Origin of the sequence: Microbacterium sp. (assembly GCF_036277215.1) — a bacterium.
Lineage (GTDB): Bacteria > Actinomycetota > Actinomycetes > Actinomycetales > Microbacteriaceae > Microbacterium.
This window is the reverse complement of record NZ_DASUNI010000161.1, coordinates 1-25,549: the sequence shown is the minus strand read 5'-3', so window position 1 is coordinate 25,549 and position 25,549 is coordinate 1. Positions and strand designations below refer to the sequence as shown.

General features: G+C 68.7%; 22 protein-coding genes. 16 read left to right on the top strand and 6 right to left on the bottom strand.

Annotated features, from left to right (window positions below):
* The 7 genes from VFX99_RS08200 to VFX99_RS08170 all read left to right on the top strand — a co-directional run.
* Positions 1-730 (top strand): aldehyde dehydrogenase family protein (locus tag VFX99_RS08200; protein WP_329665802.1); only part of this gene is annotated, 730 nt, incomplete at its 5' end.
* The gene (locus VFX99_RS08195) at positions 727-1,587 is read left to right on the top strand and encodes an aldehyde dehydrogenase family protein (protein ID WP_329665801.1); all 861 of its coding nucleotides are present in this window, start codon (positions 727-729) and stop codon (positions 1,585-1,587) included. The genes VFX99_RS08200 and VFX99_RS08195, both read left to right, overlap by 4 nt.
* Positions 1,588-1,682: 95 nt before the next feature.
* A complete protein-coding gene (locus tag VFX99_RS08190; protein WP_329665800.1) occupies positions 1,683-2,582 on the top strand; it encodes a glycerophosphodiester phosphodiesterase in 900 nt (299 codons plus the stop codon).
* Positions 2,583-2,614: 32 nt separating this feature from the next.
* Positions 2,615-3,268, top strand: a complete 654-nt coding sequence (locus tag VFX99_RS08185; RefSeq protein ID WP_329665799.1) for a hypothetical protein — start codon at positions 2,615-2,617, stop codon at positions 3,266-3,268.
* A 203-nt stretch (positions 3,269-3,471) separates the two neighbouring features.
* Positions 3,472-5,634, top strand: a complete 2,163-nt coding sequence (locus VFX99_RS08180; protein WP_329665798.1) for a DEAD/DEAH box helicase — start codon at positions 3,472-3,474, stop codon at positions 5,632-5,634.
* A 96-nt stretch (positions 5,635-5,730) separates the two neighbouring features.
* Complete coding sequence (locus VFX99_RS08175; protein WP_329665797.1) at positions 5,731-6,759, top strand: ATP-dependent 6-phosphofructokinase; 1,029 nt, start codon at positions 5,731-5,733, stop codon at positions 6,757-6,759.
* A 207-nt stretch (positions 6,760-6,966) separates the two neighbouring features.
* The gene (locus tag VFX99_RS08170) at positions 6,967-7,917 is read left to right on the top strand and encodes a hypothetical protein (RefSeq protein WP_329665796.1); all 951 of its coding nucleotides are present in this window, start codon (positions 6,967-6,969) and stop codon (positions 7,915-7,917) included.
* An 88-nt stretch (positions 7,918-8,005) separates the two neighbouring features.
* On the opposite strand, the gene VFX99_RS08165 is transcribed toward VFX99_RS08170, so the two are convergent.
* Positions 8,006-10,126, bottom strand: a complete 2,121-nt coding sequence (locus VFX99_RS08165) for a S9 family peptidase (RefSeq protein ID WP_329665795.1) — start codon at positions 10,124-10,126, stop codon at positions 8,006-8,008.
* A 42-nt stretch (positions 10,127-10,168) separates the two neighbouring features.
* Positions 10,169-11,788 (bottom strand): MFS transporter, encoded by a 1,620-nt coding sequence (locus tag VFX99_RS08160; RefSeq protein WP_329665794.1) that lies wholly within the window; start codon positions 11,786-11,788, stop codon positions 10,169-10,171.
* Between the two features lie 249 nt (positions 11,789-12,037).
* On the opposite strand from VFX99_RS08160, the gene VFX99_RS08155 reads away from it, so the two are divergent.
* The 5 genes from VFX99_RS08155 (at position 12,038) to VFX99_RS08135 (ending at position 16,784) form a co-directional block, all read left to right on the top strand.
* Positions 12,038-13,267, top strand: coding sequence for an inorganic phosphate transporter (locus tag VFX99_RS08155; RefSeq protein ID WP_329665793.1), 1,230 nt, complete (start codon positions 12,038-12,040; stop codon positions 13,265-13,267).
* Complete coding sequence (locus VFX99_RS08150; protein ID WP_329665792.1) at positions 13,264-13,599, top strand: peptidase; 336 nt, start codon at positions 13,264-13,266, stop codon at positions 13,597-13,599. Before VFX99_RS08155 ends, VFX99_RS08150 begins: the two co-directional genes overlap by 4 nt.
* A gap of 79 nt (positions 13,600-13,678) precedes the next feature.
* A complete protein-coding gene (locus tag VFX99_RS08145) occupies positions 13,679-14,590 on the top strand; it encodes a phosphodiesterase (protein WP_329665791.1) in 912 nt (303 codons plus the stop codon).
* Positions 14,591-14,766: 176 nt separating this feature from the next.
* Positions 14,767-16,236: an aspartate ammonia-lyase gene (locus tag VFX99_RS08140; RefSeq protein WP_329665790.1), complete on the top strand. Its 1,470-nt coding sequence runs from the start codon at positions 14,767-14,769 to the stop codon at positions 16,234-16,236.
* Positions 16,237-16,316: 80 nt separating this feature from the next.
* Complete coding sequence (locus VFX99_RS08135; RefSeq protein ID WP_329665789.1) at positions 16,317-16,784, top strand: DUF4190 domain-containing protein; 468 nt, start codon at positions 16,317-16,319, stop codon at positions 16,782-16,784.
* A gap of 70 nt (positions 16,785-16,854) precedes the next feature.
* Here the strand turns inward: VFX99_RS08135 and VFX99_RS08130 are convergent, their stop codons facing one another.
* The gene (locus VFX99_RS08130; protein WP_329665788.1) at positions 16,855-17,721 is read right to left on the bottom strand and encodes a fumarylacetoacetate hydrolase family protein; all 867 of its coding nucleotides are present in this window, start codon (positions 17,719-17,721) and stop codon (positions 16,855-16,857) included.
* Between the two features lie 64 nt (positions 17,722-17,785).
* Between VFX99_RS08130 and VFX99_RS08125 the strand changes: the two genes are divergently transcribed.
* The 3 genes from VFX99_RS08125 to VFX99_RS08115 all read left to right on the top strand — a co-directional run bounded on the left by VFX99_RS08125 (position 17,786) and on the right by VFX99_RS08115 (position 20,268).
* Entirely contained in the window at positions 17,786-19,018 is a 1,233-nt protein-coding gene (locus VFX99_RS08125; RefSeq protein WP_329665787.1) for a PrsW family intramembrane metalloprotease, read from the top strand.
* Positions 19,019-19,167: 149 nt separating this feature from the next.
* On the top strand, positions 19,168-19,536 hold the full coding sequence (locus VFX99_RS08120) for an FKBP-type peptidyl-prolyl cis-trans isomerase (protein WP_329665786.1): 369 nt from the start codon (positions 19,168-19,170) through the stop codon (positions 19,534-19,536).
* Between the two features lie 168 nt (positions 19,537-19,704).
* A complete protein-coding gene (locus VFX99_RS08115; RefSeq protein WP_329665785.1) occupies positions 19,705-20,268 on the top strand; it encodes a YceI family protein in 564 nt (187 codons plus the stop codon).
* Between the two features lie 49 nt (positions 20,269-20,317).
* Here VFX99_RS08115 and VFX99_RS08110 read toward each other — a convergent pair whose 3' ends face one another.
* On the bottom strand, positions 20,318-21,295 hold the full coding sequence (locus VFX99_RS08110; protein WP_414684342.1) for a DMT family transporter: 978 nt from the start codon (positions 21,293-21,295) through the stop codon (positions 20,318-20,320).
* A gap of 119 nt (positions 21,296-21,414) precedes the next feature.
* The gene (locus VFX99_RS08105) at positions 21,415-22,722 is read right to left on the bottom strand and encodes an MFS transporter (protein ID WP_329665784.1); all 1,308 of its coding nucleotides are present in this window, start codon (positions 22,720-22,722) and stop codon (positions 21,415-21,417) included.
* Between the two features lie 147 nt (positions 22,723-22,869).
* Here VFX99_RS08105 and rpsO point away from each other — a divergent pair, with 147 nt between their 5' ends.
* The gene (gene rpsO, locus VFX99_RS08100; protein WP_091705598.1) at positions 22,870-23,139 is read left to right on the top strand and encodes a 30S ribosomal protein S15; all 270 of its coding nucleotides are present in this window, start codon (positions 22,870-22,872) and stop codon (positions 23,137-23,139) included.
* A gap of 82 nt (positions 23,140-23,221) precedes the next feature.
* On the opposite strand, the gene VFX99_RS08095 is transcribed toward rpsO, so the two are convergent.
* On the bottom strand, positions 23,222-25,549 hold a 2,328-nt coding region (locus VFX99_RS08095), incomplete at its 5' end, for a LuxR C-terminal-related transcriptional regulator (RefSeq protein WP_329665783.1).

Genomic DNA, 25,549 nt, shown 5'->3' with positions numbered 1-25,549 from the left:
GGTCGACCAGGCGGTCGAGGGCATCGTGAACGGCATCTTCTTCAACCAGGGCCACGTCTGCTGCGCGGGGTCGCGACTCCTCGTCCAGGAGTCGATCTACGACAGCTTGCTCGAGTCGCTCAAGCGGCGTCTTGGCACGCTCCGTGTCGGTGATCCACTCGACAAGAACACTGACATCGGCGCGATCAACTCCGCCGAGCAGCTCGGCCGGATTCGGGAGCTGTCCGAGGTCGGCGAGTCCGAGGGCTCCGAGCGCTGGTCGGCGCCCTGCGAGCTGCCCACCCACGGCTTCTGGTTCCCGCCGACCGTGTTCACCGGCGTCTCGCAGGCCCACCGGATCGCCCGCGAGGAGATCTTCGGCCCGGTGCTGTCCGTGCTCACGTTCCGCACGCCCGCGGAGGCGATCGAGAAGGCCAACAACACGCCGTACGGCCTGTCCGCGGGCATCTGGACGGACAAGGGCTCACGCATCCTCGCCGTGGCCGACCGCCTGCGGGCGGGCGTGGTGTGGGCCAACACCTTCAACCGGTTCGACCCGTCCTCGCCGTTCGGCGGCTACAAGGAGTCGGGCTACGGCCGTGAGGGCGGCCGGCACGGGCTCGCCGCCTACCTCGCCCCCGGCTCCTCCGCACCGCGGGCCCGTCAGACGGCGCTTGCCGCGGGGGCCACGGCATCCGCATCGGGAGCTCCGGCTCGAACTTCTCGTATCTCAAAGGGGGCTAAGCGATGACCCGCCTCGCCGTTCCCAAGACGTACAAGCTCTATATCGGCGGTGCGTTCCCGCGCAGCGAGTCCGGCCGCACCTACGAGATCGACAGCGCACGGGGCGACTTCGTCGCCAACGTCGCCAAGGCGTCCCGCAAGGACGCGCGCGACGCGATCGCGGCGGCGCGCAAGGCGCTGAAGGGCTGGTCAGCTGCGACCGCCTACAACCGAGGTCAGGGTCTCTACCGCATCGCCGAGCTGCTCGAGGGGCGACGAGCTCAGTTCGTGGACGAGATCACCCGGCTCGAAGGGGTCTCCTCGGCAGCGGCATCCGCCCAGGTCGATGAGGCGATCGACCGCTGGGTCTGGTACGCAGGCTGGACCGACAAGCACGCACAGGTGACCGGCAACGCGAATCCCGTCGCCGGTCCGTACTTCAACATCTCGGTGCCCGAGCCCACCGGGGTCGTCGCCGTCGTGGCGCCGCAGGACTCCTCCCTGCTCGGGTTCGTGTCGGCGGTCGCGCCGCCGCTGGTGACGGGCAACACCGTCGTGGTCGTCGCCAGCGAGCGCCTGCCGCTCTCGGCGATCAGCCTCGCCGAGGTGCTGGCCACCTCCGACGTACCCGGAGGAGTCGTCAACATCCTCACCGGGTCACCGGCCGAGATCGCCCCATGGCTCGCCTCGCACGCAGACGTCAACGCGCTCGACCTGGTCGGCGCCGGACGGCTCGACTGGGTCGATCTGCAGATCGCTGCAGCCGACACGCTCAAGCGAGTGCTGCCACCCGATGAAGGTCCGGATGCCGCGGCCCCGAGCCTCGACCGCATCAGCGCGTTCACCGAGACCAAGACCGTCTGGCACACCAAGAGCATGATCTGAACCCGGAGCGGTACTCGATAACGAAACGATAACGGGCCCGCTAGGGTGGACCCACGCGTCGACGACGACGCGGGTTCAGCCGAAGGACATGCCCGATGCCCGACGACCCTTTAGTCGACTCTGCACGCGATCGCCTCCAGCCGCTCCTGATCGTCTGCGTCCTCGCGGTAGCGAGCCTCATCGTCGCCTTCCTCGGGGCGACGCCTGCCCGGGTGAGCGCCACCGAGCTCCTCGGCGAGACCAGGACCGCCGGCGAGGCGGCGTTCATCGCCAGCCACCGCGGTGGGGGAGCCGCCGCTCCGGAGAACACGCTTCCCGCGATCACCGCAGCGCTGGCCGCGGGCTTCGACTACGTCGAGGTGGATGTCGCGCTCACCGCCGACCGGCACCCGGTGCTCTTGCACGACGCCACCGTCGACCGCACGACCGACGGCCACGGCCGGCTGTCGTCTCTGACCCTCGCGGAGGTGCGGGCCCTCGACGCGGGATCGTGGTTCGGCCAGGAGTACGCCGGTACGCCGATACCGACGTTGGCGGAGTTCCTCGACGTGCTGGCCGGCTCGGGCCGACGGGCGATCGTCGAGCTGAAGGGCGAGTGGGACCCCGCAGCCGTCGAGGCGGCGATCGCCGAGGTGCTCGCACGCGACCTCGAGCGGCGGATCGCGATATCGAGCTTCGATGCGCGCACGCTTGCGGCGGCCGAGGCCGCGTCCACCGTGATCCCGCGGCTGTTCAGCCTGCGTGCACTGCCTCGGGATGTCGTGAGCGCGGCGAAGGAGGCGATGGTGCGGGGGATCATCGTCCGACGCAAGGCGATCCTGGATCGTCCCGAGGTCGTCGACGAGCTCCACTCCGCGGGGATCCGCGTGGTCGTCTACACCCTCAACAGCGACACGCAGTGGGATGAGGTCACGGCCCTCGGCGTGGACGGTATCGTGACCGACGATCCCGCGACACTGTCGATGTGGCAGCAGGGCGTCGCAGGCGAACGATAGCCTGGGCCGAGGATCACGATCCCGGAGGTGCCATGTCCCCCGCGTCCTCGCGTCGCATCGCGGTGCTGCGCGTCGCGGCGGGTGCGGCAGCCGCACTCACCCTCTCGCTCGGGCTGGTCGGTTGCCAGCCGGAGCCGACGTCCAGCGCGTCACCGAGCACGACCGCGTCGCCCTCGCCGTCGGCATCCGTCGCCTCACCCACACCCACGCCCACCGCGACCGCCACGACCGGCGACGAGATCGAGCTGCCCACCGCCTGCGAGCAGCTCTACTCACCGGCCATGCTCGCCGCCCTGCAGGAGAAGGGGCCGCTGAACCATCCCGACGTCACGATGACCTCGACTCAGAACGTCGGCGCGCTGGAGATCCTCACCTCCGGCATCCCGACGATCCGCTGCACGTGGGGTGCGCCGAGCGAGACGGGGCTCGCCACCAACGTGTCGATCGTCGACGCGACGCAGTCGGCTGCGCTGCTCGATGCGTTCGCTGCCGCCGGCTTCGCCTGCGAGCCGATCGATGCCGGCACGGTCTGCCGATTCGAGCAGACCGTGATCGATCAGGACGACGACATCGTGCCGCTCGGTGAGACGCAGGTGCTGAGAGGGAACGCCTGGGTTTCGACCGCGACGATCAACTTCGCGCAGGATGGATACACCGAGGACATCATCGCGACTCTCTGGGGCTGATTCCGGCGGGATTCCGCTAGACTGGCAGCCGAGGATCTCTTCGCCGACATCGCCGCAGCTCGCAGAAGCGAGTACCCGCGGCCGGAGGCGCCGACATCCCGTCCCGCGTTCGTGACGGCACATGCCGCCCGCGGGAGCACGCCGACCTCGCCGGTCCCGACCGGTCACCGCCGGAGTATCCGGCACACACGCTCAGGAGGAGCATGCCGACCACGGCAACGGCCGCACAAGGCTCAGCGGCACAGCGACGCAGGAAGCCCTCGTCGTCGCGCCGCGATGACGAGGCGCCCATCATCCCCATCCTCGCCCGCAAGGTGCGCGAGGTGGAGGCGAAGGCGCAGCGCGGCAAGCTCGGCCCGACCAACCGCGTCAAGTTCCAGGTGATCGCGTTCCTCGTGCGCGAAGAGCGCGCGCGGGTCAAGGCCGACACCACACTGGCGGATGCCGCGCGGTCCGAGCTCCTCAAGCGCCTCGACGGGGTCGCGACCATCCTCGCCAAGACGGCGGCCCGCGACACTTCGCTGATCCAGCTGCTGGAGGTCGACCAGGCCGCGAGCCCGGTCGCGCGGCGCATGCGCCGCGACTGGCTCCTCGAATCGGGCGCGGAACTCGCCCCGGACGAGCTGATCATCACGGACGCCGCTCCGCAGGCGACGAATCTGGTTCCCGCGGCGCTCGCCGAACGGCAGGTCGTGCCGCCGACCATCGAGTCGCGGCAGATGGCCAATCCGTTCCTGGCACCCGACCTCAGCGCACGCGCGCCGAAGGAGACACCGCGTCGCCGCCTCGACGGCTGGGAGCTCATGGGCCCCCTGTACAAGGCGTTCGAGACCGGCGCGGGCGGCGGCCAGGCCTCGATGGAGCTGCCCCCGGTCCCCGAGTTCGACCGACTCTCGCCCAAGGGCTCCGAGATCATGGTGCACCAGTCGCGATTCCTCGAGTCTGTCCGCGCCGGGCACCGCACGTTCCTCCTCGCCGACGAGCCGGGACTCGGCAAGACCGCGGAGTCGGTGCTGGCCGCATCCGTCGCGGGTGCGTACCCGCTGCTGGCCGTGGTCCCCAACGTCGTCAAGATGAACTGGGCGCGCGAGGTCGAGCGCTGGACCCCGCAGCGGCGCGCCACCGTGATCTCCGGCGACGGCGAGGACGTCGACGCGTTCGCGGACGTGTTCATCGTCAACTACGAGATCCTCGACCGGCACCTCTCGTGGCTCAGCACGATCGGGCTCAAGGGCATGGTGGTCGATGAGGCCCACTTCATCAAGAACCTCGGGTCGCAGCGCTCGCAGAACGTCCTCGCCCTGGCCGCGCGCATTCGCGAGCAGGTGCGCAACCCGCTCCTGCTGGCGCTGACCGGAACCCCGCTGATCAATGACGTCGAGGACTTCGACGCGATCTGGCGCTACCTCGGCTGGACGACCGGCGAGAAGCCGGGCCCGCTGCTCATGGAGCGCCTCGACGAGACCGGCCTGACGCCCGCCGACAAGGCGTTCTACCCCGAGGCGCGCAGCGCCGTCATCTCGATGGGGATCGTGCGGCGCAAGAAGAAGGACGTCGCGGCCGACCTTCCCGACAAGCTCATCGCCGATCTGCCGGTCGAGCTGGACGACGAGTTCGGTCGCTCCATCCGGCAGGCCGAGCGCGAGCTCGGAACGCGGCTCGCCGATCGCTATCGTCGCATCATCGATGCGCGCGGCGATCGCGGGCTCGCGGCGGGTGAGGTCGACCCGGACATCGTGCGCCTGGTCGCGCAGAACGAGCTGGACGAGTCGAAGGCCGCAGGAAACGGCTCGGAGAACGTCTTCACCATGGTCCGCAAGATCGGGCAGGCCAAGGCCCTGCTGGCCGCCGACTACGCCGTCCAGCTGCAGCGCTCGGTCGGCAAGGTGGTGTTCTTCGCGAAGCACATCGACGTGATGGATGCCGCGGAGGCGCACTTCGCCAACGCCGGGCTGCGGACCATCTCGGTGCGCGGCGATCAGACCACTCCGGCCCGCCAGCAGGCCATCGACGCGTTCAACAACGACCCCGGCGTGGGCATCGCGGTGTGCTCGCTGACCGCCGCCGGCGTCGGCGTGAACATGCAGGCCGCATCGAACGTCGTCCTCGCGGAGCTGTCGTGGACCGCTGCCGAGCAGACGCAGGCGATCGACCGGGTGCACCGCATCGGTCAGGACGAGCCCGTCACGGCGTGGCGCATCATCGCGGCGCACACGATCGACACGAAGATCGCCGAGCTCATCGACTCGAAGCAGGGGCTCGCGGCTCGAGCCCTCGACGGTGAAGCGGTCGACCCGCAGTCGAGCGATTCCGTGCAGCTTTCGGCGCTCATGCACCTGACCCGGCAGGCGCTCGGAGCGGACTGATCCGCGGTCGGGCCGAGTGGCCTGCGCTGCATCGCCGACGATAGGGTCGTTGGTGGCAGCGTCGCCCGATCGAGACCCGACAGCAAGGACCACAGCATGAAGATCGGCATCCTCACCAGCGGCGGCGACTGCCCCGGACTGAACGCGGTCATCCGAGGCATCGTGCTCAAGGGCACCACGAGCTATGACATCGAGTTCGTGGGCATCCGCGACGGGTGGCGCGGCGTGGTGGACGCGGACTTCTTCCCGCTCACCCGGCACGAGGTGAAGGGCCTGTCGAAGGTCGGCGGGACCATCCTCGGCACCAGCCGCACGAACCCGTACGACGGCGGTCGAGGCGGCGCGGAGAACATCGCGAAGACCCTCTACGGGCACCGCATCGACGGCATCGTCGCAATCGGCGGCGAGGGGACTCTCGCTGCCGCGGATCGGCTCTCCAAAGACGGCATCAACGTCCTCGGCGTCCCGAAGACGATCGACAACGACCTGCGGGCCACCGACTACTCGTTCGGCTTCGACACGGCCGTCAACATCGCCACCGACGCGATGGACCGGCTGCGGACCACGGGGGATTCGCACCAGCGGTGCATGGTCGCCGAGGTCATGGGCCGCCACGTCGGCTGGATCGCGCTGCATGCGGGCATCGCCGCCGGCGCCCACGCCATCTGCATCCCCGAAGTGCCCATGTCGATCGACGACATCTGCGCGCTCGTCTCGAAGGCGCACGACCGCGGCCGGGCGCCGCTCGTCGTGGTGTCCGAGGGGTTCACGCTGACCGGCATGGACGAGGCGTTCAGCGACAAGGGCCTGGATGCCTTCAACCGTCCACGGCTCGGCGGCATCAGCGAGGTCCTCGCGCCCGAGATCGAGCGGATCACGGGCATCGAGACGCGCTCCACGGTCCTCGGTCACATCCAGCGCGGCGGCTCGCCCTCCGCGTTCGACCGCGTCCTGGCAACCCGCCTCGGCCTGCACACCGCCGACGCGATCGTCGAGGGTTCGTGGGGACAGATGGTGGCGATGCGCGGCACCGACATCGTGCGCGTGCCGTTCGCCGAGGCTCTGGGCGAGCTCAACAAGGTCCCGCTGTACCGCTACGAAGAGGCCGCGGCGCTGTTCGGCTGACCGGATGCCGAGGGCCGCGGCATCCGATTGACGCTGTTGTCGCGCCGGAATGCGAACCAAGGCGATCTCGTCCAACACAGGGGCGTGGTCCGCCGGTTCGCTCCGATCGCTCTGGTTCGATCCTCCACAGTCGCGCGCACGGAGAGTACTTCCACGCGATCGTCGAGGTCGGCGCATTCCAGTGCGCTGGGCCGCCAGTGTCGTCATGTGATCCGACCCGCACCGCTCACCCTCTTCCTCACACGAGACCAGCCAGCGACTGTCCAGCGGCTCGACCGCGACCGTCAGCTGCACCGCGTGCGGCCGGGTGTTTACGCCCGCGTGAACGACTGGGCCGCGCTCGCACCGTGGGAGCGCTACCTCGCGCGCGTGCATGCCGTGGCGCGAACTTGGGTGGATCCGGTCTTCTGCCTTGAGTCATCCGCGGCGCTGCGGGGTATGCCGACATTCGGCGAACCCCGTCTGGTGCACCTACTCAGCGCCGACGGGTCGACATGGCACGAGGGGGATGTGGCGGTGCACGGCCTCCGAGATGGCCGTCGCACAACACGCGCCGAGGGGATCCGGCTCACAAGCGCGGTCGATACCGCCCTCGACCTCTGCCGCGTCCTCCCGCCCGCCTTCGCGCTGGCCGTTGCCGACGCGCTGCTCAGGTCCCAGCCTGTCGGGCAACCGCCGATCGATCTGAGCGCCGGCGGTCGAGCGCAGTTGAACCGGCGAGGCCTGCGGCAGCTCGACTGGGTGCAGGCACGAGCGACGCGCCTCGCGGAATCGGTCGGCGAGTCCGTGAGCAGGGCGGTGATCGAATGGCTGAGGTGCGAGGAGCCCGAGTTCCAGGCTGAGTTCAGATTCGAGGGCCGAACGGACCGCGCCGGCTTCTTCTGGGGCCGGCGAGGCGTCATCGGCGAGTCCGACGGCTACGGCAAGTACGACGCTGACAACGTCGCCGCCGCAAGATCGCACTTCGTCGACGAGAAGCGCCGCGAGGATCGCCTTCGCAGGAACGTCGGACCAGTCATCCGGTGGGATTGGAGTGACACGATGCACTGGCGCAACCTGCTGGCGAAGCTGCGGGCAGGCGGGTTGGTCCCGGTCCGGCCGATGAACACCGCCATGCTCGAAATGCTCAGCGAGCACCCGCGCTCTCTGCCCCGATGACCACGCCGAACCGTGGCAGTTTCGCTGAGCGGCAGGGCAGCGCACCTCCGTTGGACGAGAATCCTCCGGTTCGAGCCGACCACGGGCCTCAGGCGTCGGCCGCGCCCAGCACGTCCAGCAGCCACGCCAGCTCGAAGGCGCGCTCCCGCCACGCGTTGTAGCGGCCGCTGACCCCGCCGTGACCGGCGACCATCTCGCACTTCAGCAGGGCATCGGCGCCGACCTCGCGCAGCCGCGCGACCCACTTCGCGGGCTCCACGTAGAGCACGCGGGTGTCGTTGAGCGAGGTCACAGCCAGGATGCGGGGGTATGCGACATCCGCCCGCACGTTCTCGTACGGCGAATAGGACTTCATGTAGGCGTAGACGTCCGCGTTGTGCAGCGGATCGCCCCACTCGTCCCACTCGATCACCGTCAGCGGCAGCGACGGGTCGAGGATCGTCGTGAGCGCGTCCACGAACGGGACGTCCGCGAGGATGCCGGCGAACAGCTCGGGCGCGAGGTTGGCGACCGCCCCCATCAGCAGACCGCCCGCCGAACCTCCCTCGGCGACCAGCCGGTCGGCCGTCGTGTACCCGGCATCGACGAGGTGCAGGGCGCTGTCGACGAAGTCGGTGAAGGTGTTGCGCTTGCGCAGCAGCTTGCCGTCCTCGTACCACTGCCGGCCCATCTCGCCTCCGCCGCGGACGTGCGCGACGGCGAAGATGACACCGCGGTCGAGCTCCGACAGCCGCGGCACCGAGAAGCCCGGCTCGATCGAGTGCTCGTAGGAGCCGTAGCCGTACAGGTGCAGCGGACGTGGGGCGACGCCGGCGTCTCCGAAGGATCGCTTCCAGACGAGCGAGATGGGCAGCTGCGTGCCGTCCTGCGCGGTGGCCCACACGCGAGCCTGTGCGTAATCCTCCGGATCGTATCCGCCCAGCACGGGCTGGCGCTTGCGCAGCAGCAGCTCACCGGTGGCGACTTCGTAGTCGTACACGGTGCCGGGGGTGACGAACGAGCCGTAGCCGATCCGGATGAGCGGGGGAGCCCACTCCGGGTTGCCCCCGCTGCCGACCGAGTACAGGGGCTCGTCGAACTGGAGCTCCGCGACCGATCCGTTCGAGTAGTCGAGCATCCCGAGGCGCGCCAGTCCTCCGCGCCGGTACCCGAGCACGCCCCAGTCACGGAACGTGGATACGCCCAGCAGGCGCTCGCCGGGGCGGTGCGGCACGACGACCTGCCGCGCGCCGGTGGGGTCGGATGCCGCCACCCGGACCAGCTCGAAATCCAGCGCGCCGTCGTTGTGGAGGATCAACAGCACGTCCTGCCCGTCGATGACCGCGTGCGATGAGTCGTACTCGACACCCTCGCGCCGGGGCCAGACCACCCGCGGCTCGGAACGGAGGTCGTCGGCGTCGAGCACCCACTCCTCCGACGTGATCGACGAGCCGATCCCGATGACGAGGTAGCGGTCGCTCCGCGTGAATCCCGCGCCGACCCAGTACCGCTCGTCGGGTTCGTGGAAGAGCTTCTGGTCCTGATCGACCGGCGTGCCCAGTTCGTGCAGCCAGACGGTGTCGGGTCGCCATGCGTCGTCGACGGTCGTGTACACGATGAAGCGGCCGTCGGGCGAGAAGGTGGCGCCGGCGAAGGTGTCCGGGATCTCATCGGCAAGCTGCTCGCCCGTGACGAGGTCGCGTACGCGGACGGTGTACCGCTCGTCGCCCGCGATGTCGACGCCGTACAGCATCCGGTCGCCCGCCGTGGTCACCTCGAAGCTGCCGAGCGAGAAGAAATCGTGCCCTTCGGCTTCGATGTTGCCGTCGAGCAGCACCTGCTCGCCCTCGACCTCGACGTCCGGCGCCGGTTCCGGTGGCGTCCAGTCATCGGCGGAGGCGAGCGGCGCCCGGCACTGGATGCCGTACTGCTTGCCTTCGGCCGTGCGGCCGTAGTACCACCAGTCGCCGCGCCGCGTCGGAACCGACAGGTCGGTCTCGAGGGTGCGCCCTTTGATCTCGTCGAAGATCTCGTCCTGGAGCCCCGCGAGGTGCGCCGTGCGCTCGTTCGTGTAGGCATTCTCCGCTTCGAGGTGCGCGATGACGGCGGCCTCCTCCTTGGCGCGAAACCACTCGTATGCGTCCTCGACGTCGTCGCCGTGGTGGCTTCGGACGATCGGATTGCGGGTGGCGACGGGGGGAGGGGCGGGTGCGGCGGCGTCGGTGGTCACCGTCTCACGGTAGCCGACGAGTCCGCGCGCCAGGCCGGTCGGCTACGCGCTCGCGGTGGGGGCGCGCGCTGGTCGCGGCAACGGCACTTCGTTCGGGATGCCGCCCGACACGAGCAGTGACAGCAGCGCGAGCAGGATCAATCCGAAGAAGGCCGTGCGCAGCGAGGAGAGCTGCGACTCCACGTACACCGCCTCGAGCTCGGCGGCTTCTTCGACGGACAGCCCGGCATCCGTGGCGATCTTGTGAACCGTGGATGCCGGCACGATCTCGACTCCGCCCGCCGTGCGTTCGTTCACGATCGCCTGGGTCTGCTCGGGCAGAGTGCTCTGCGCGACGCCTCCGGCGAACGATGACGCCAGCGCGCCGATCAGGATAGAGCCGATCAGCGCGGTTCCGAGTGAGGAGCCGAGGTTCTGGAAGACGCCCTGCAGACCGCCGACCTCGCTCGTGTCCTTGGCGGTGACAGCCGACATGTTGACGTTTCCGAGCTGGGAGGCCAGCAGTCCGAGCCCCGCGCCGGCGCAGAACATCCCGATCCCGAACGCCGGGCTGGACAGCTCGGGATCGATCGCCGTGAGCAGGAGGATCGCGCTTGCGACGAGTACCCACTGCCCGACGCGGACCACGCGACGCGCGGACCAGCGCGTCGAGAGGCGGGTTCCGAAGATCGAGAAGAGGATGAGTGAGATCGACAGCGGGAAGATCCGCCAGCCGGTCTGGAGCGCATCGAACCCGAGCGTCATCTGCAGGTAGACGGGCACCATGAAGAACAGCCCCGCGATGATCGCGTACTGCCCGCCCAGGACGCTGAGTCCGCTCCGCAGCTGCCGGATCGACAGCAGGTCGGCATGGATGAGCGGGTCGCGCCCCTTCGCGACGAGGCGGCGCTGCCGGACGAAGAACAGCGCGAGCAGGGCTATTCCGACGACGATCAGCCACGCCGAGAGCGAGATGCCCAGCGGGGCGATCTCGACACCGTTCACCACGGGCGGATTCATCGGCACGATCCAGCCCCACACCTTGCTCTGCAGCATCCCGTAGACGACACCGACGAGACCGAGCGCCGACAGCAGCACGCTCAGCAGGTCGATGCGGATGCTCTGGCGCACGGCCTTCTCGGCGATCCTCCCCGCGAAGATCACGACGAAGAGGAGTATCACCACCTCGCCGACGAACACGTAGCGCCAGCTGAAATACGTGGTCATGAACCCGCCGATGAGCGGTCCGGCGGCCACTCCGGCACCGGACACCGCGCCGATCGCGGCGAAGCCCGTGATCCGCTCCCGACCCTCGTAGTTGTCCGCAAGGAGCGCGGCGATCGCCGGGATGACCAGCACCGCGCCGAGACCTTCGATGATCGACCATCCCAGGAACAGCACCGTCATGTTGGGACTGAACGCCGTCATCAGGGAGCCGATCGCGTAGACGATGCACCCGATCACCAGAGCGCGCTTGCGGCCCCAGATATCCCCGAGCTTCGCCCCGAGCAGCATCGTGGCGGCCATCGTCAGCGTGTAGAACGTGATGGCCGTCTGCATCGCCGTCACGCTGCTGTCGAGGTCTGAGACCACGGAAGAGATCGACACGTTCATGACCGTGCTGTCCAGGACCATCACGAACTGGGCGGCACCCAGGATCAGGACGACCAACCACTTCTTCATATGCGACCCGATTCTGCCCCGGCGAGGTGGGACGTGCGGCTCATTCAACACCCCTTCGGGCGCCGAGCGGGAGTGGATCCGAGGCGCTCCGGTCGGGGCGGTCCGCGAAGTGGCTGAGTTGACCGGATGCAGGGGCGGTGTAAGGATTCTTACTAGCCGGTTGCCGGTTCCTTAATTCGCCGTGAACTCTTCGTTCGCAACGCCGATTCCGTCGGCACCCCACTCTTCCACTCTCTCGGAAAGCAATCGGTGGAAACCGCAACCCTGATCGTCGTGCTGGTGATCGTGCTGGCGCTGTTCTTCGATTTCACGAACGGCTTCCACGACACGGCCAACGCGATGGCCACGCCCATCGCCACGGGCGCTCTCAAGCCCAAGGTCGCCGTGCTGATCGCGGCTGTCCTCAACCTCGTCGGCGCCTTCCTCTCGACGGAGGTGTCGCAGACCATCTCGCACGGCATCATCCGCGAGGACCAGATCGATTCGAACGCCTTCCTGCCCCTGATCTTCGCGGGACTGATCGGAGCGATCACGTGGAACATGTTCACCTGGCTCCTCGGTCTGCCGTCGAGCTCGTCGCACGCATTGTTCGGCGGACTCATCGGCGCCACCATCGTGGGTGCCGGCTGGATGGCGATCGACTACAGCGTCGTCCTCAGCAAAGTGATCCTGCCTGCGATCCTGGCTCCGCTCACCGCGGGGATCATCGCCTTCACCGCGACGCGTCTCGCATACGCGATCACCCGTCGCCACGACGCGAAGCCGGACGGACGCGACGGCTTCCGCTGGGGGCAGATCTTCACCTCATCGCTGGTGGCATTGGCCCATGGCACCAACGACGCGCAGAAGACGATGGGTGTGATCACCCTGACCCTGATCATCGCCGGCTGGCAGAGCAGTGCGGAGTCTGAGCCGCAGCTGTGGGTCATCCTGGCGTGCGGGATCACGATCGCCCTGGGCACCTACATGGGCGGCTGGCGCATCATCCGCACCCTGGGCAAGGGACTCACGGACGTCAAGCCGGCGCAGGGCTTCTCGGCCGAGACCTCGACCGCCTCCACGATTCTCGCCTCGAGCGCCCTCGGCTTCGCACTGTCGACGACCCAGGTCGCGTCGGGCTCGGTGATCGGCTCCGGACTCGGACGCCGAGGCTCCACGGTGCGCTGGCGCACTGCCGGCCGCATCATGGTGGGCTGGCTCTTCACCCTGCCCGCCGCGGGAGCCGTGGGCGGCGTCATGGCGCTCGTCGTCGCGTGGCTCGGAGGCTGGGGCATCCTGATCGACGCGATCTTCGCCGTCGTCGTGATCCTCACGATCTTCCTGCTGTCCCGCCGCAACGCAGTGACCGCAGCGAATGCGATGAGCGAGGTCGCGGAATCGGGCACGGCGGTCAAGGTCAAGCGCAATCCGCCTCCGACTCGTCGCCAGCGAGCCGCCGTCCGCGCTGAGGCCCGCCGCGAGAAGGAGGGCACGAAGTGAACATCTCGATCGACTGGATCGCCTTCGTCCAGGTCTTCGTCGCCGCGCTTCTCGCCGCGGTGCTGGTGGTCGGGTTCTACTCGGTGGGACTGCGTCTGCTCGTCCGGGCCGGCCGGGTCCCGGTCGTCGGGCCGGCCGAATTCACGGATGCGATCACGGTGATCACCGAGAAGGATGCGAAGCGGGCGGCGAAAGCGGCGGCGAAGGCGGCGCGGAAGAATCCATTGACCCCAGGCCAGCGCCAGCTCGCCGCGATCGGCGCCTACCTCTCCTTCGGCCTGTGCGCGATCGCGGTGCTCGCGGGACTCCTGCTGATCATCTTCAATCACTGAGGCTCCGCCCGGCACGCCGGACACGGCGACCGGATGCCCGCCCGCATGGCAGGTCGGCGCCTCCCCGTAGGCTGAAGGCATGGACGCGGCATCCGTGCAATTCGGTCAACACCCTTCCGCGCGGCGCACGATCGTTCACGTGAGCGACACGCACCTGCTCGCCGGAAATGTCGCGCTCGGCGGCCGCTACGACACCGCGGCGAACCTGCGCCGCACCCTCGAATCCGTCGAGGGCCTCGGCATCCGGCCCGATGCCATGGTGTTCACCGGGGATCTCACCGATCTCGGCGAGCCCGAGGCGTACGCGGCCCTGCGCGAGGCGGTCGAGCCTGTGGCGCAGCGAATGGGTTCGCCCCTGATCTGGGTCGCCGGCAACCACGACGAGCGACCGGCTCTGCGCCGCGACCTGCTTGACCTCGAGCCGAGCGAAGACGCCCTGACGGGCGTGTGGGATCTCGGGGGCCTGCGTCTGGTCGCCCTCGACACGTCCGTTCCCGGCTGGCATCACGGCGACCTCGACGACGCCCAGCTCAGCTGGCTTCAGGGCGTGCTGGCCACGCCTGCGCCGCTGGGGACCATCCTGGCCATGCACCATCCGCCGCTGCCGACCCACATCCCGCTGTTCGACATCCTGGAGCTTCGAGACCAGGGTCGACTCGCCCGCGTGCTGGCAGGTACCGACGTGCGAGCAATCCTCGGCGGCCATCTGCATCACTCCACGAGCGGCACCTTCGCCGGCATACCGGTGAGCGTCGCCGCCGCGACCTGCTACACCATGAACCTCGCGCGTCCGGCGGTCGAGGTCAACGGCATGGATGCCGGGCAATCGTTCCATCTCGTGCACGTCTATGACGACACGATCACCCACGCCGTGGTCCCGGTCGTGGATGCCCCCACCGGGGACTACTTCTCGGCGGACTGGGTCGAGCGGATGGCGGCCCTGACGCCTGCCGAGCGCCTCGAGGCGTTCTCTCGCAAGCGCGGCCGCTGATCCGTCCGGTAGCCCCGCGGCCCCGCCGACGCTGCGGCCGAACCGCGCTGCGATCGCCCTGGCGTACAGCGAGGGCGAGCCCACTGTCCGGTCCGTACGGCTCGCCTGCGGCCTCGCGCGAGTAGTGTCGAAGCATCCCTTTCACATCGCCGTGACCGACCCACAAGGACATACACATGGCTCTGGACGCAATGACGCGCATGCGCATCGAGACCGACTCATTGGGATCCCTGGAGATCCCTGCCGACGCCTACTGGGGCATCCACACCGCCCGCGCGCTGGAGAACTTCCCGGTCTCCAAGCGCCCCATCTCCGTCTACAAGGATCTGGTGCGCGGGCTCGCGATGGTCAAGCAGGCGTCCGCTCGCGCCAACCGCGAGATCGGCGCCCTCGACGACGAGAAGGCCGAGCTGATCGACCGCGCCTCGCAGCTGGTGATCGACGGGCAGTTCCACGACCAGTTCGTCGTGGGGGTCATCCAGGGCGGCGCGGGCACGTCGACGAACATGAACGCGAATGAGGTCATCACCAATATCGCGCTCGAGCTCGCGGGGCGGGAGAAGGGCGACTACGCCTTCCTGTCGCCGATCGACGACACCAACCGCAGCCAGTCGACCAACGACGTCTACCCCACCGCCATCAAGGTCGGACTCGGGCTGGACCTGCTGACGCTTCTGGAAGAGCTCGACCTGCTGCGCCGGGCGTTCCTCGCGAAGGCGGTCGAATTCCACGACATCCTCAAGGTGGGGCGCACCCAGCTCCAGGATGCCGTGCCGATGACCCTCGGCCAGGAGTTCCACGGATTCGCCACGACACTCGGCGAGGACTACAGCCGCCTCAAGGAGAACGCCTACCTCCTGTACGAGATAAACATGGGCGCCACGGCCATCGGGACGGGCATCACGACGCACCCCGACTACGGCAAGGCGGTGCTGCGCCATCTCCGCGAGATCAGCGGGCTCGACCTCGAGACGGCGACCGATCTGGTGGAGTCCACGAGCGACACCGGCGCGTTCATGTCCTTCTCGTCATCGCTCAAGCGCAACGCGATCAAGCTGTCGAAGATCTGCAACGACCTTCGACTGCTCTCCAGCGGCCCGCAGGCCGGCTTCGGTGAGATCAACCTGCCGGCCCGTCAGGCCGGCTCGAGCATCATGCCGGGCAAGGTCAACCCGGTGATCCCCGAAGTGGTGAACCAGGTCGCGTTCGCCGTCGTCGGGGCCGACATGACCGTGACGATGGCCGTCGAGGCCGGTCAGCTTCAGCTGAATGCCTTCGAACCGGTCATCGCGCACTCGATCTTCCAGTCGATCACGTGGATGCGCCGAGCGATGTACACCCTTCGCGTCAACTGCGTCGAGGGGATCACGGCGAACACGGAGCGTCTCGGTGCCATGGTCGGCGCCTCCGTCGGCGTCGTCACGGCGCTCACCCCCTTCATCGGATACGCCGCAGCGGCCGCCCTCGCCAAGACCGCGCTGCTCACCGGACGCAACGTGGCCGACCTGGTCGTGGAGGCCGGACTGATGACGCGCGAGGAATGCATCAAGCAGCTCTCGCCCGCACGCCTGTCGGGCCTGGAGACCATCACCGCCGCGATTCCCGTCTCGCGGACCCCGGCGGAGTCGCCTGACATCGAGGTCTGATCGCCGCGGCTGCGGGGATTGCCGGGCGGGGCCCGTCACCGCTAGCGTTCGAAGCCACCGCACCGATCGAGAGGACCGCCATGACCGATCCGCAGAATCCGGACATTCCGCCCCCGCCGCCCGGGTACGGCGCGCCGCCGCCCGCACCCACCCCGCCCGCGTACGGGCAGCCCGCTTACGGCCAGCCCGCGCAGCCTGCGTACTCCGCGGCACCGCCCGCGCCCTACGGGGACCCGGCCGCCGGCCCGACGATCCCCGGCAAGACGATGGGCATCGTCGCCTTCATCCTGTCGTTCTTCATCCAGATCGTGGCCCTCATCCTGGGCATCATCGCGCTGGTGCAGAGCCGGAAGGCCGGTCACAAGAACGGGTGGGCCCTCGCCGCGATCATCATCAGCTCAGTGCTGATCGTCGTCGGCATCATCATCGCCATCATCGCGATCAGCATCGGCGTGGCCGCAGCCGGCGAGATCGCGAGACTGTGTGCCGAGTACGGCACCGGCACGCACGAGATCAACGGCGTTCCGATCACACTGGACTGCGGGTAGCAGTCCGACCTCACGGCGACGGCGATGGGCTTCCGCTCGTCGCCGTCGTCGCGTTCGGGCTCAGGCCCCGTCAGTCCAGGATGCGGCAGTGCGTGGTCAGCGCACCGATGCCGTCGATCCCGACGGTGACCGTGGATCGGTCGCGCAGGAACACCTGGGGGTCGCGTGAGTAGCCTGCTCCGCCGGGGCTGCCCGTCGAGATCAGTGTCCCCGGCAGCAGTGTCGCCGACTCGGACAGGTGCGAGATGAGCGATGCCACGGGCCGCACCATCTGGTCGGTCGACGCGTCCTGAAGAGTCCGCCCGTCCAGCACCGTCCAGATGTGGAGATCCTGCGGGTCGGGGATCTCATCCGCGGTGACCACGAACGGTCCCGTCGGCGTGAAGCCGTCGAAGGATTTGCAGCGCGACCACTGAGCCTCGGAGTACTGGATGTCGCGCGCCGTGATGTCGTTCACGACGGTGTATCCCCAGACATGGGACAGGGCGTCCTCCGGAGCGACATCCTTCGCAGGTCTGCCGATGATGACCCCGAGCTCCGCTTCGTAGTCGACGGACTCGCTGAGCGATCTCGGCCATGTCGTCGTCGCGTCGTGAGCACTGAGGGAGTTCGGCCACAGCACGAAGACGGTGGGCGTCGAGTCCGTCTTCAGACCCAGCTCGCTGGAGTGTGCGGCGTAGTTCAGGCCGATGGCGAGGATGACGGGCGGCGCGAGGACCGCGGATGCGAAAGAGACGTCGGTGAGGGGATGCCGGGTCTCGCCGTTCTCGACCGCCGCGCGCACGCGGAGCAGCAACTCGTCACCGCCCGCGATGAGCTCTTCGAGGTAGCGGGGCGCTCCCTCGAAGAGGTTCTCGACGACGCATGCGTGCTCGCCTTGTATCACCGCGAGCCGCGGCCCTGTCAAGCCCGGCAGGGACACGTGGGCGAAGCGCATTGCTCCACGCTACCGGGGCGCCGCTTGCCGCGCGGTGCGTTCGGTGCACCCCTAGGCTGTGCGCATGACGTATGACCCGCGGCAGCCCGACGCCCGGAACTCCTCCGCCCGTCCGTCGCTCACGCCTCCGCCCTTCGCCTCCCCGCTGGCGCAGCCGCGCGTCTCGCGAGGCGCCGCGATCGCTCCGGCTCCCAGGTCGCCGGCTGCCGTGCCGGTGACGCCGCGGCGGGGCCGGAGCGCTCCCATCTGGATCATCGGCGTGATCGTGCTGATCCTGATCGGCCTCGTCGGCTACTTCCTCACCGCGATCGGTCCCAGCGCGTCCATCATCGGGATGGTGCTGGCGCTGGTTCCGCTCGCGGCGGTCCTCCTCGCCGTCCGGCTCATCGACCGCTGGGAGCCGGAGCCCCGCGGACTGCTGGTGCTTGCGGTCGCGTGGGGCGCCGTCGTCGCCGTCGGGATCACCCTGGGATTCGATCTGCTGATCTCGATGGTCCTCGGCGTGGATGATTCCCTCGCGAGGGACGCGTTCGCCGCGGTGGTGCAGGCGCCGATCGTCGAGGAGTTCGCCAAGGGGCTGGGCGTCTACGTGATCTTCGTGACCGCGCGCCGCGCGTTCGACGGCCCGGTCGACGGCGTCGTCTACGGTGCACTGATCGGGGCGGGATTCGCGTTCACCGAGAACATCCAGTACTTCGCGGTCAGCTTCCTCGAGGGTGGTGTGGAGGATGTGTCGGTGACGTTCTTCGTCCGCGGCATCCTCTCGCCGTTCGCGCACGTGATGTTCACGAGCATCACCGGGTTCGCACTCGGGCTGGCCGCTCGACGGGGAGTGAGCGCCGGCCGAGCCGTCGGGCCGTGGCTGCTCGGAATGCTGGGGGCGATGTCGCTGCACGCGCTGTGGAACGGCTCCGCGGTGTTCGGTGACTTCTTCCTGCTGTACCTCACGCTGCAGATTCCGCTCTTCGTCGGTTTCATCCTGGGCGTCATCGGCTTGCGTCGTGAGGAAGCGCGCCTGACGCGCTCCCGGCTCGGGGACTACGCCGCGGCGGGCTGGTTCACCGCGCAGGAGGTCGACATGCTCGCGACCGGCTCCGGCCGCCGTGCGGCGCTCGCCTGGGCGCGCACCCTGCGGGGTGATCGCACCGGCACCATGAAGGAATTCATCGCCGATGCGACCGCTCTCGCCGCTGCGCGGCAGCGTGCGATCAGCGGGCGGGACGCGAACGCGCGTGAGGACGAGCACGTTCTGCTCGCCCGGACGGCAGCCGCCCGGGCGGCGATGTTCGCCCCCTGACAAAACCCAGCGCCCGGTGCCGCGGCTATGCCTGCGTGACTACCGGGCGCTGAGTTGGTCTGTGTTCAGGTTGCCTTGGCGGTCGCGGCATGTCAAGGGCCGGGACCCTCGCGTTGACCCGCGTGGGGGCGCTCAGGTTGGATGGAGTCATGACAGATGACCGAACCAAGCCCGAGATCGACGCCCCCGCCGGCCCGGCACCCGATGACCTCGTCATCCGCGACCTGATCGTCGGGGACGGGGCCGAGGCCAAGCCCGGCGACACCGTGACCGTCCACTACGCCGGCGTCGAGTACGACTCCGGCGAAGAGTTCGACTCTTCCTGGAGCCGTGGCGAGAGCATCCAGTTCCCGCTGCGCGGCCTCATCCAGGGCTGGCAGGACGGCATCCCCGGGATGAAGGAGGGCGGACGCCGCGAGCTCGTGATTCCGCCGCACCTCGCGTACGGCCCGGCCGGCGGCCACTTCCTCGGCGGCAAGACGCTGATCTTCGTCATCGACCTCATCTCCGTCGGCTGAGTCCGATTCTTCGAGGGGCGGATGCCGCGGCATCCGCCCCTCGTCCGTTTCATCCCTCGTCCACGAAAAGATATTTCCATTCAGAGGAATAGAAATGGGAGCACTGCAGTTACACCCGGTCATGAGCTTGTCGCGCAGCGCGACATCCGCCTGAGACGAAGGATGACAATGACCGACGCCACCACGATCGATGTTCCCGGCTACCGCCCCGGCACCTGGGCGCTCGACCCCAGCCACAGCGAGGTCGGCTTCACCGTCCGCCACATGATGATCTCCAAGGTGCGCGGCGCGTTCGGCATCAAGAGCGCGACGCTGATCGCCCCGGAGAACCCGCTCGAGGCGAAGGTCGAGGCGCACGTCGACGCGACGTCGCTGGACACGAAGGACGAGGGCCGCGACGCGCACCTTCGCTCAGCCGACTTCTTCGACGTCGAGACGTACCCGTCGATCGACTTCGTCTCGACCGGCGTGCGCGTCGACAAGGGCGAGATGCTCGTCGACGGCGACCTCACCATCCGCGACGTCACCAAGCCCGTGACCTTCGAGTTCGACTTCGGCGGCTTCGGATCCGACCCGTGGGGCAACTACAAGGCCGGCGCGACCGCGACGACCGTGATCAACCGCGAGGACTTCGGGCTCACGTGGAACGCGGCGCTCGAGACCGGCGGCGTGCTCGTCGGCAAGGACGTCACCATCACGCTCGACCTGCAGGGCGCGCTGCAGCAGGACTGACCTGAACGCGAGAGGGGTGGATGCCGCGGCATCCACCCCTCTCGGGTCGTCAGGGCCGGGTGCCTCGGGCGCGGTGGAGCGGCTTCAACCTGTCCTGCGCGAGCAGGATGCCGACGAACACCACCACGGCGCCGACCGGCTCGTTCCACGAGAGCTCCTCGCCGAGGACAGCTATGCCGAGGGCGACTCCGACGACCGGCGTGATGTAGGTCACGGTCGAGGCGCGCGTCGGACCCCAGGCCCGGAGCGTGTTCTGGTTCCAGATGTAGACCACGCCCGTGCCCAGACATCCCAGCAGCACCACGCTGCCGATGATCCAGGGATTCAGCGCGACCGGTGTCAGGGCGACGAACGGCGTCAGCACCAGCATGATCGCGGCGGCGATGCCGATGTTCAGGAACGAGAACACGAGTGCGCTCATGCCCGAGTGCGAGACGAACTTGCGCATGTACGCGAGGCTGAATCCGTAGCAGGCGGTCGCACCGAGGATCGCGAACTGCGCGATGAGGCTCTGATTCAGATCCAGCCCCTGCCACGGGGCGATGATGACCATGACGCCCAGGATCCCCGCGAGGATGCCCGCGATCTGCACCGGCTTCAGCCGCTCGACGCGGAACAGGAGCCCGGCCATGACCGCCGTCATGATCGGGGTCGTCGCGTTGTAGATGCTGGCGAGGCCCGACGTCACATGCTGCTGCGCCCAGGAGAAGAGCAGGAAGGGCACCACGCAGAACGACAGGGCCAGCACCGTCATATGGCCCCACAGCTTGAGGCTCCGCGGGAGCGGGTCGCGACGCAGCGCGACGAACAGCCCGAGTGTCAGTCCGCCGAGCAGAAGCCGCGACCACACGACCTGACCGGGCGAGATGCCGTCGAGCGCGACCTTCATGAACAGGAAGCTCGACCCCCAGATGATCCCGGTCAGGACGAACTGGGCGACGATCCAGCCCTGCGAGAGCGGACGGCCGCTGGAAGCTCGCGCGAGGTCGCTGGGCGCCCGGGCGGTGGTGGCTGATTCGGTGGGCACGCGGCGACTCTAGCCGCGGGGTGCGACGCGCAGACCCGGTCGCGGATGCCGCGTCCGAAATCCGCCGGTGTACGGCCGTCCGACGACGGTTGCGGCGCGGCGCGGGCATTCCGGTCTCGCTAGGGCACCGGGTGCTCGGCGTCGTACAGGCGGAACCGGGGGCTCAGGCGAACGAGCAGCGACACGAGTCCGATGATGAGAAAACCCCCGAGCAGGGGCGGGAACCACAGCGCGGTGAGGGTCGCGAGGGTTCCGGCGTAGAGCGCACCGAGTCTCGGTCCGCCGGCCACCACGACGATGAAGACTCCTTGCAGCCGGCCGCGGATCGCGTCGGGCACCGCGGCCTGAACCATCGTGTTGCGGAAGATCGAGCTCACGTTGTCGGCGGCGCCCGAGACCGCGAGGGTCAGCGCGGCCGCGACGATCAGGACGAGGTTGGGCGTGGTCGCATCGACCGCCCCGGGAGCGAACCAGCCGAGCGCCGCTGCTCCGAGGACCACGCCGAACGCGGCGATCGATCCGCCGTAGACGAGGATCGCCCGCTCGATTCCGAGGCCCTGCCGACGGACGCGGCCGGCCGGACCCGACAACAGGCTCGACAGGAAGGCGCCCGCCGCGACGGATGCCGTGAGGGCACCCGTCGTGATCGGGCCGCCGCCCAGCAGCACGGCGCCGATCGCAGGCAGCAGAGCCAGCGGCTGACCGAACGTCATCGCCGTGATGTCGAGGATGAACTGCAGCCGGATGTTCGACGCGCGCTTCAGGAACCGCCACCCGTCGCGCAGCGATTCCAGGCCGGGGCGCACGATCGTCCCCTCGGGTCGGATGCTCGGCAGCGTCCACAGCCCGAGGAAGAGCGACATCATCAGCACGACGTCGATGGAGTAGGTCCACGCGTAGCCGGCGAAAGCGACGAGGACTCCGGCCAAGGCGGGGCCGGCCATCACCATGATTCCGAAGGTGATGCCGTTGAGAGCGGATGCCGCCGGCAGCAGCTCGCGGGGAATCAGTCGGGGGACGATCGCCTGGCGGGCGGCCATCACGATGGTGTTGGCCGCGGAGTTCACGATGCTGAGGCCGTACAGCCACCAGACCGTCTCCATCTGGGCCCACGCGAGCGCGGCCAGCAGCACGGTGGAGGCGAGTGTGACCGTGGCCGCGATCAGGGCGACCAGGCGCCGGTCGAAGGCGTCGGCGAGCATTCCGCCGTAGAGACCCGCGACGATCATCGGGACCAGGCCGGCGACCGCGATCATCGCCACCGCGAACGTCGACCCGGTCAGGTCGTACATGTGCAGCATGATCGCGACGAGAGTCAGCTGACCGCCCAGGCCCGCGAGCGTGGAGCCGAGCCACATCCGGGTGAAGGCGGGGCTCGATCGGAACGGACTGAGGTCGATGAAGTGATCGCGACGCAGCCCGGGCATCCTTTGAGGCTATCCCGGAGGCGACATTCCTGGCCGCGCTCCGCGACTGGTAGACTCTTCAGGTTGCCGTTCGATCGGCCGCGGATGAAGAGAGCTCACGCATCGGGCGTCGGGCACCGCGCAATGAGGAGAAAGGGGATCCCATCTATGGCACTCGAATCAGACGTCAAGAAGGCGATCATCGAACAGTACGCGACGCACCCCGGTGACACCGGATCCCCCGAGGTGCAGGTTGCGATGCTGACGCAGCGCATCAAGGACCTCACCGAGCACCTCAAAGAGCACAAGCACGACCATCACTCGCGTCGTGGGCTCTTCCTGCTCGTCGGTCAGCGCCGTCGTCTGCTCGGCTATCTTCAGGACATCGACATCGCGCGCTATCGCTCGCTGATCGAGCGTCTCGGACTGCGCCGCTAGTCGCACTCAGCGCATATCGCTTTCTCGAAAGGCCGTCCCAGGTGTGGGGCGGCCTTTCGCTCGTGCGCCGTCGGGCTGTCGCTCAAAGCAGCCCGATCTCGGTCGCGCGCGCGACCGCGGCGCTGCGATTGGGCGCATCCAGCTTCCGGTAGATGTGGGCCGTGTGCGTCTTGATGGTGTTGACCGAGACGAAGAACTGCGCCGCCAGCTCCGCGTTGGTCAGACGGCTCGGCAGATACGCCAGCAGCTCGCGCTCGCGATCGGTCAGCGGTTCAGTCAGCTCGCCGTCCGGCGAGGACGGGCGAAGGCTCTCTCGAGCGCGTTGGAGCACTTCTCGCCGGAAAGCCGTCGCTGCTGTCGGCAGGCCGTCCACCAGCCGCACGAGGTCCGGACCGGCCCATAGGAATGCCGACACGATGCCGTGTTCGGCAGCGAGCTCGAGCGCAGCACTGAGCCGCCGGGCGCAGTCGCCGGATCGACCCTCGACGTGTGCGAGCCATCCGGTCAGCACGAGATGCTCGACGGTGCAGAGCGGAACATCATCCCGGGGCGTGAACGCCGCGGCATCCAGGAGGGCGCGCGCCTCCGCCGTCCGCCGTGCGGTCAGCGCATCCGCGACGGCCTCGACGAGCCGGGCCGACCAGGCGCGCGGTCCGCGAGCGGGCGTTCCGGGCTCGCCGGCGAGTCGTCGCGCACGGTGGTGTGCCGCGTCGAGCGCATCCTGGACGATGGGCGGTGCAGCACTGGCCGGCTCGCTTCCCGGCTCCGGAGGGTCGTCGGAGAGGACGCCCGTGAGGCAGGCGATCCACATGAGCTGGATGCGCTGATTGGATGCGGCCCGCACTCCGCCCTCGTGTCGGGCGAAAGCGGCGCTCTGCGGCAGACCGCGGTGTACGGCGACCAGTGCGAGCGCGAGGTAGGCGTCCGCGGGCGCCGGATGGATCAGCAGATTCACGTCGCGCGCGAGCCCGAGCGCCTCCTCCGCGAGCGTCTTCGCGATCTGCAGTCGGCCGGCCCAGGCCTCGACGAGCGCCAGCGAGCCCAGCAGGTGGATGCGATAGGCCGAGTACTGCGCACCGGGAGACTCGAGCGAGCGTGTCAGCCATTCGCGCGCTTCGGGGAGGTCTCCTGCCAGCAGATGCGCGCGCCCGCGCGAACCGAGCGAGAGGGTCTGCAGCAGAGCGGCGTGCGTCAGCCCCATCAGGTCGGGCAGCGGAGGGGGAGGGCGCTCGCCGAGGAGCCGGAGGGCTTCCCGGGAGGCAGCGAGCGCCGCTGAGACCTGCGGCCGGAACTGCACGAGGGCTGACAGATAAGCCTGCACGATCACCACGAGGCCGGGCTCGAGATCTGTGCGCGCCGCGAGGTCGCGAAGCACGTCCTCGCCCAGCGCCGCCCGACCGCTCATGCCGAGAGCGATTCCGTAGAGAGCCTCCGCCGAGGGCCGCGCGGTGCGGGCGGCCTCGGGGATGGCGCCGAGCCAACGGGCCATCGTCGTCATCTCGCCGCGTTCGTAGGCGTCCCGTCCGCGCGAGAGCAGCAGGTCGATCGCCCTGTTCCAAGCCCTGCCCTGCAGGAGGCTTTCGATCGCCGCATGCAGGTCTCCGTGCGCTTCGTACCACTCGGCGGCCGCCGAGAGGATGCGCGCTTCCTCGTCGGGGTGCCGTGCCCGCAGGCGGTAGCGCAGCAGGTCGCGGAAGAGGTGGTGGAACCGGAACCATTCGTGGTTCCCATCGATGCGGACGAGGAACATCGAATCCCGCTCCAGCTCGTCGAAGAGCGCTTCGGCATCCCGGATCGGCATCACCGACTCGACCAGGCTCGGCGTCATCCGATCCAAGACCGAGAGCCTGAGCAGCAGATTCCTCCGCTCCTCGGACTGCGCACTGAGCACCTCCTCGCTGAGGTACTCCGAGATCAGCCGGTCGGTGCCCCCGAGCCGTCCGGCGAACATCTCGGGATCGTCCTGGGAGCGCAGGGTGATCGCACCGAGCTGCACGCCCGCGGCCCACCCCTCGGTGCTGTCCAGGAGCGAAGTGACCGTCGCATCGCTGGGGATCGTGCCCGTGATGCGGTGGACGACCTCCGTGGCGACGCCGGAATCGAAGGCCAGCTCGGCCTGCCGCAGCTCCAGGAGCGAATATCGCAGGCGGTGTTTGCTCAGCGCCAGCCGGAGGTCGGTGCGCGAGGCGAAGACCATGTGCGCATTGGGCGGGAGGTGATCGGCGAGCCACCACAGATCGTCGATGATCGCCCGGTTGGTGACGTTGTGCAGATCGTCGAAGATCAGCACCACACCCGGGTGGTCGGCCAGCAGCAGTGCGAGAGACTCCAGCATCGGTCGGCCCAGCCCGCCCCCGCCGAGCTTCAGGAGCGGAAGCAGTCCGGGAGCGGCGGGTGCGATGGTCGCGAG